8 protein-coding genes are annotated in these 7,003 nt (G+C 50.9%); 3 read left to right on the top strand and 5 right to left on the bottom strand.

Annotated elements, in window-relative coordinates; all coding sequences use genetic code 11:
- From ACTHUT_RS11955 to trxA, 3 genes are all read left to right on the top strand, one after another.
- The coding region (locus tag ACTHUT_RS11955) for an AMP-binding protein (protein WP_440418825.1) at positions 1–1,181 on the top strand (1,181 nt) is incomplete at its 5' end.
- 85 nt (positions 1,182–1,266) lie between these two features.
- Complete coding sequence (locus ACTHUT_RS11950; protein ID WP_440385680.1) at positions 1,267–2,832, top strand: ABC transporter ATP-binding protein; 1,566 nt, start codon at positions 1,267–1,269, stop codon at positions 2,830–2,832.
- 126 nt (positions 2,833–2,958) lie between these two features.
- A complete protein-coding gene (gene trxA, locus ACTHUT_RS11945; protein ID WP_003681479.1) occupies positions 2,959–3,291 on the top strand; it encodes a thioredoxin TrxA in 333 nt (110 codons plus the stop codon).
- Between the two features lie 61 nt (positions 3,292–3,352).
- Here the strand turns inward: trxA and ACTHUT_RS11940 are convergent, their stop codons facing one another.
- The 5 genes from ACTHUT_RS11940 to proB all read right to left on the bottom strand — a co-directional run.
- Complete coding sequence (locus ACTHUT_RS11940) at positions 3,353–3,670, bottom strand: DUF2322 family protein (protein ID WP_049335566.1); 318 nt, start codon at positions 3,668–3,670, stop codon at positions 3,353–3,355.
- Between the two features lie 97 nt (positions 3,671–3,767).
- The gene (gene upp / locus ACTHUT_RS11935; RefSeq protein ID WP_003746048.1) at positions 3,768–4,394 is read right to left on the bottom strand and encodes a uracil phosphoribosyltransferase; all 627 of its coding nucleotides are present in this window, start codon (positions 4,392–4,394) and stop codon (positions 3,768–3,770) included.
- A gap of 147 nt (positions 4,395–4,541) precedes the next feature.
- On the bottom strand, positions 4,542–4,853 hold the full coding sequence (grxD, locus tag ACTHUT_RS11930) for a Grx4 family monothiol glutaredoxin (protein WP_003681608.1): 312 nt from the start codon (positions 4,851–4,853) through the stop codon (positions 4,542–4,544).
- Positions 4,854–4,941: 88 nt separating this feature from the next.
- The gene (locus ACTHUT_RS11925; RefSeq protein WP_440385679.1) at positions 4,942–6,192 is read right to left on the bottom strand and encodes a glutamate-5-semialdehyde dehydrogenase; all 1,251 of its coding nucleotides are present in this window, start codon (positions 6,190–6,192) and stop codon (positions 4,942–4,944) included.
- A 9-nt stretch (positions 6,193–6,201) separates the two neighbouring features.
- The coding region (gene proB / locus ACTHUT_RS11920; RefSeq protein WP_440418824.1) for a glutamate 5-kinase at positions 6,202–7,003 on the bottom strand (802 nt) is incomplete at its 5' end.

Below are 7,003 nucleotides of genomic sequence, written 5' to 3'. Positions count from 1 at the left end.
TCAAAGCCAAAACCAAAGTCAATAAAATCATCTGGATTGGCGAAACCAACGCCGCCAGTGGCGATGACAGCTATTTCGATGCCGCGCGTACATTCCCCGGCAAGCCGAATCTGAGCCGTCAGCCGTCCGTCAACGATTTGGCGCACATTATCTACACCTCCGGCACAACCGGCCACCCCAAAGGCGCATTAATCAGTTACAGCAACCTGTTTTCCAATCTTTCGGGCATCGAACAAATTTTCCAAATTTCGCAAAAAGACCGCTTCGTCGTCTTCTTGCCCATGTTCCACAGCTTTACGCTGACCGCCATGGTTTTGCTGCCGATATCTCAAGCCTGCTCGATTATTTTGGTCAAATCCGTCTTCCCATTCTCCAACGTGTTGAAACAGGTTTTGCTCAAACGCGCTACCATTTTCCTCGGCGTACCGGCTATTTACACTGCCATGAGCAAAGCCAAAATCCCTTGGTATTTCAGATGGTTCAATCGCGTCCGTCTGTTTATCAGCGGCGGCGCGCCTCTGGCCGGACAAACCATTGACGACTTCAAAGCCAAATTCCCACGCGCCAAATTGCTGGAAGGCTACGGCTTGAGCGAATGCTCGCCCGTCGTGGCCGTCAATACGCCCGAACGCCAAAAAACTGCCAGCGTCGGCGTCGCCCTGCCCGGCCTGACCGTGAAAGCCGTCGATGACGAATTGGTCGAAGTGCCGCGCGGCGAAGTGGGCGAACTGATCATCAAAGGCGGCTCGGTCATGCAAGGCTACCTCAATATGCCTGACGCCACAGATGAAACCATCGTCAACGGTTGGCTGAAAACCGGCGACTTCGTCACCATAGACGAAGACGGCTTCATCTTCATCGTCGACCGCAAAAAAGACCTGATTATCTCCAAAGGCCAAAACGTCTATCCGCGCGAAATCGAAGAAGCCATTTACAAACTCGATGCCGTGGAAGCCGCCGCCGTCATCGGTGTGAAAGACCAATACGCCGATGAAGAAATCATTGCCTTTATCCAACTCAAAGAAGGCATGAAGCTGGAAGAAGCCGAAGTCCGCAGCCACCTGCGCGGCCTGCTGGCAAACTTTAAAATCCCCAAACAAATCATCTTCCAAGACGAGCTGCCGCGCAATGCCACCGGCAAAGTGTTAAAACGCAAACTCAAAGAACAGTTTCAAGACTAAACCGCTGTTTCAGACGGCCTCTTGATTCATGCAGGCCGTCTGAAAACAACCTGTATTCCACAAACCTTTTCAGACGGCCACGACCATGACGACACCTATACTCGAAATCGAAAACCTAAACGGCTCCTTTCCGAGCAAGCAAGTCCTGCACAATATCAACCTGACCTTGCAACCCGGCCGCAAGCTGGCATTGGTCGGCGAGAGCGGCAGCGGCAAAACCGTATTGTCGCAAGGCATTATGCGCCTCAACCCGATGGTTAGCTTTGAAGGCCGTCTGAAATATTGCGGAACCGACCTGCTGACCCAGTCCGAACGCGCCCTGCAAAAGCTGCGCGGCTGCGAAATCGGCATGGTGTTTCAAGAACCCATGACCGCCCTCAACCCCGTGATGCGTGTCGGCGAGCAAATCGCCGAAGTCCTGACCCTGCATCTGGGTTTGGATAAAAAACAGGCATGGGCGCGCGCCATCGAACTCCTAGACGAAACCGGCATCCACCAGCCCGAGCAAAAAGCCCAGGCTTATCCGTTCCAACTTTCCGGCGGTCAACGCCAGCGCGCCATGATTGCCATGGCCGTATCCGCCCAACCCAAACTCCTGATTGCCGACGAACCGACCACCGCATTAGACGTTGCCGTCCAAGCCCAAATTCTCGACCTGCTCTCGCGCCTGCAGGAAGACCACGGCATGACCATGCTCTACATTACGCACGACTTAAACCTCGTGCGCCGTTTTGCCGACGACATCGCCGTTATGCGTAACGGCCGCATCCTCGAAACCGGCAAAGCCGCCGAAGTCTTCGCTAATCCGCAACACGAATACACCAAAATGCTGCTCAATGCCGGCACAACACGCCGCGTCGCCCCCTTACCTAAAAACCCGGCCACCGTACTCAAAGCCGAACACGTCGCCTTTTCCGTCAAAGAATCGGACGGTTGGTTTAAAAAACGCGACAAAACCATCCTCAACCCCATTTCTTTCGACCTCAAATCCGGCGAAACCTTAGGCATCATCGGTGAAAGTGGCTGCGGCAAAACCACACTGGCCAAAGCCGTTATGCACCTTATCGACTCCGAAGGCAGCCTGCACATCAACGGCGAGCTATGGCGACACGAATTACGCCGCGAAATCCAAATGGTGTTCCAAGACCCGTTCGGCGCATTCAATCCGCGCATGAACGTCTTCGATACCGTTTCCGAAGCCTTACGCGTACACGAACCTGAAATGCCGCGCGAAGAAATGCGCCGCCGCGTTCAAGAAGTCCTCAAACAAGTCGGCTTGCCCGAAGACGCCCTCGAACGCTATCCGCACGCATTCTCCGGCGGCCAACGCCAACGCCTCGCCATCGCCCGCGCCATCATTGTCCGCCCGAAAATTCTCGTATTGGACGAACCAACCAGCGCGCTCGATGTCCAATGGCAACAACAAATCCTTGAATTGCTCAGCGGCCTGCAAAAAGAATACGGCCTCGCCTTCATCATCATCAGCCACGACCTCGCCGTCATCCGCGCCATTTCCCACCGCGTGATGGTATTGAAAGACGGTCAAGTCGTTGAAGAGGGCGAATGCGAAAGCGTGTTTGCCAATCCAAGCAGCGACTACACGCGCCATTTGATTGCCCACTCCGGCCACATGGTCCAAGAGGCCGTCTGAATCTTTAAGGATTGCGATAGACGCATTTCAAAAAAACTATTACTGAGTGGCGGCACTTGAAATTTTCCCTGTCTGCCACTATCCTGAACAACATATTTATTAATCCCGATTCAAAAGGAAACAAACATGAGCAGCGAATTGATTATCCACGCCAGCGATGCCAGCTTCGAACAAGACGTTTTGAAATCCGATGTACCTGTATTGTTGGACTTCTGGGCACCATGGTGCGGCCCTTGCAAAATGATCGCCCCAATCTTGGACGACATTGCCTCCGAATTCCAAGGCCGTCTGAAAGTCGTTAAAATCAACATCGACGACAATGAAGCCACTCCTGCCAAATTCGGCGTTCGCGGCATCCCTACCCTGATGGTGTTCAAAAACGGCGAAAACGTTGCCACTAAAGTTGGCGCATTGGCTAAAGGCCAACTGACTGCATTCGTTGAAGCTTCTATCGCTTAAGGTTTTAAGCATATAAAAAGGCCGTCTGAATATTGTTTTCAGACGGCCTTTTTTGTATTCATTAAGCAGCCAATGGTTTCAAAGTCAGGCTGGCATTTTCAGCTTTCACTTTAAACAGCAAATCAATATTCGGATGTTTACCCGGATTGGCTTCGGCATCGGCAACATGTTCGGCAAACCATGCCAGGCCACGTTCTGCCGCCGCTGCGTCAAGTTTACCGCCAAACTCTTGTGCCAAAGCATGGTAAAGCTTGAGCGAGCCTTGTTTGCCGGGTGCATTGGGAATGTGATGAACCACATTGCCCTCTTTGTCGAGAATATCCAAGCCGCTTAAATGATCGATGGCAGGCATGGCGGCCAGATTGTCTTGGAAGCTCATGATTGTCCTTTCTGATGTGGGTTTTAAAGCAAACCATATAACAAGGCCGTCTGAAAGTTTAGGTTTGACACTTTTCAGACGGCCTTAAACATTTCAATTAACGTGTACCGAAAATCTTATCGCCGGCATCGCCCAAACCGGGGATGATGTAGCCGTGTTCGTTCAAGTGGCTGTCGAGCGCGGCAGTGTAGATGGTTACATCAGGATGCGCCTCGTTGACGGCTTTCACGCCTTCCGGAGCGGCAACCAATACCAATGCTTTGATGTTACGGCAACCTTTGGCTTTCAAAAGGTCGATGGTGGCAACCATAGAGCCGCCGGTCGCCAACATTGGGTCGATAATCAGCGCGGGACGTTCGTCCATGCTGTCGACAAATTTTTCAAAATAAGAAACCGGTTTCAAAGTTTCTTCATCGCGCTGCAAACCGACAACGCTGATTTTGGCAGTCGGAATCAGGTCGAGTACGCCGTCAAGCATACCCAAACCGGCACGCAAAATCGGGACGACGGTCAGCGTTTTGCCTTTGATGCGGTCGCCTTCGATAGAGCCGCACCAGCCGTCAATAATGTATTTTTCAATTTCAAAGTCACGGCTGGCTTCATATGCCATCAGACGTGCCAACTCGGTGGTAAGCGTGCGGAATTTGTAAGTGCTGCAATCCGCTTCACGCATCAGCGTGAGTTTGTGGCGGACTAAAGGGTGGTTGATAACGGTAACGTTCATGTTGATTTTCCGAATTGCGTTGATGGAGGGGAATTATACTTTTTTTCGCATGGCGCGCAAAGTGCGTATTCATGCGAAAGGCCGTCTGAATCAGGGTTTCAGACGGCCTTTGTCAACAATTTTACATTGCGGGAATATTTAAAATGCTTAAGCTTTCAACAATTCTTGCAGTTCGCCGGCTTCGTACATTTCCATCAAAATGTCGGAGCCGCCGACAAATTCGCCGTTGACGTACAGTTGAGGAATGGTCGGCCAGTCGCTGTATTCTTTAATGCCTTGGCGTACGGCATCGTTTTCCAATACGTTGACGGTTACATAGTCGGTGCAACCTGCCGCATTCAGGATTTGTACGGCACGGGAAGAGAAGCCGCATTGCGGGAATTGCTTCGTGCCTTTCATGAACAATACGACGCGGTGTGTGGTAACGACTTCTTTGATTTGATCGTGGATAGAGGACATGGTGTGTTCCTTTTTACTAAATCGGTTGTTCGGGGAAAATCAAATTTCCCGCCATTATACGCAAATTGATGAAGTTGAGGGGCGTTTATCAATGTCGGATCTGACCGTTGCCGTTGATGTAGAACTTGGTCGAAGTCAGCGCTTCCAAACCCATCGGGCCGCGGGCGTGCATTTTTTGGGTGGAAATCCCGATTTCCGCACCCAATCCGAACACAAAGCCGTCGGTAAACCGAGTGGACGCATTGACATAAACCGCCGCCGCATCAATGCTTTCTTGGAAAAACTCGGCATGGGCAATGCTTTGGGTCACAATTGCTTCCGAGTGATGCGTTGTATGGCCGTTAATCCAATCGACGGCTTCTTCCACTGATTTCACTATTTTGACCGACATAATATAGTCAAGAAACTCAGTCTTATAATCTTCCTCGGTCGCCAAAACAGCATTTTTAAACATACGCAATGCCTCCTGATCGGCTCTAAATTCGACCAGATGCACTTTGGCAACAGCTTCTTCCAGTTTGGGCAAAAACGCTTCCGCTATCTTTTCGTGGACAACCAAAGACTCCGCGGCATTGCACACGCTTGGGCGCTGCGTTTTCGCATTGACGACGATATCGGCCGCCATCTCCAAATCGGCACTGTCATCCACATAAATATGGCAATTGCCGACTCCGGTTTCAATGACGGGGACTTTCGATTTCTCTTTCACCGTCTGAATCAAGCGCGCGCCGCCGCGCGGAATCAGTACATCAATATAATCAACTGCCTGCATCAATTCCTCGGCAGCAGCATGACTGGTATCTTCGACCAGTTGCACCACATCGGCATCTATTCCCGCTTGTACCAAAGTCTGCCTGATGACGGCAATCAATGCGGTATTGGAATGGATGGCATCGCGACCGCCGCGCAAAATAATGGCATTGCCGGTTTTAAAGGCCAGAGAGAACGCATCGACCGAAACATTGGGGCGGCTTTCAAAAATCATGGCAACCACACCCAAAGGCACGCGTTTTTGAACAATCTTCAAACCGTCCAGATTGGTATAGCCGCGGACAACCTGTCCAATCGGGTCCTGCAAATCGGCAACCTGCCCAACACCTTCCGCAATGCCTTTGATGCGTTCGTGATTCAAGCGCAGCCTGTCGAGCATAATGTCCGAAATGCCGTTTTCTTTTGCAGCGGCCAAATCGCGGGCATTTTCCGCCAAAATCATCTCAGCCTGTTCAACCAACGCCGCCGCGACCTGATGCAGCAGATTGTTTTTTTCTACGCTTCCCAAACTGATTAACGTTTTACTGGCTTTTTGGGCATTCTTGCCCAACTGTTCGATATAGCTCATCAAACCTCCCTATTTCTCTTGTGCAAACCACGTTCCGATAAGCGCGCCATCTAAAACCTGAAGGATATCGCGCGGATTGGCGCTGTTCATCAACACCATCTGTCCGTGATGTTCAAACATCATCTGCGCGCTCTTAATCTTACTGAACATGCCGCCCGTACCAAACTTACTGCCCGAGCCGCCGGCAGAAGCAATAATTTCTTCGGTAATATCGGCCACATGGCTGCGCAGCTTGGCATCGGCGTGAACAGCCGGATTTTTATCAAACAAACCGTCGATATCGGACAACATAATCAACAAATCTGCTTTAACGATTTTCGCCACGACTGCCGACAAACGGTCGTTATCGCCAAATTTGGTGGCATGGTCCATCTCGTCCACGCTAACTGCATCATTCTCATTGACAATAGGGATGACGCCGATGGAAAGCAGGGATTCAAAAGCATTGGTAACGTTTACCAAACTTTCCGGATATTCGACCACATCGCGCGTCAGCAGAATTTGCGATACCGTCATCCGATAATGGGAAAAAATCTGCGAGTAAAGGCTCATCATGGCCACTTGGCCGACGCTGGAAACAGCCTGCTGCTGCGCAATTTCCGCCGGACGTTTTTCCATATTGAGGACATTCAGCCCAAAGCCCATCGCACCGGAAGACACCAGCACAATTTCTTTGCCCTTTCCGACCAAGCTGGAAATGACAAAGGCCAGTTGGTCGATTTTTGCCAAATTGATTTTGCCGTTTGGCAACACCAAAGAACTGGTTCCAATCTTAATGACAATGCGTTTTACTGCTTCAAAATCTCGTTTC

The organism is Neisseria sp. P0022.S010 (assembly GCF_051956635.1).
Note: the sequence above shows the minus strand (reverse complement) of the source record. Positions and strands in the feature narration are given on the sequence as shown.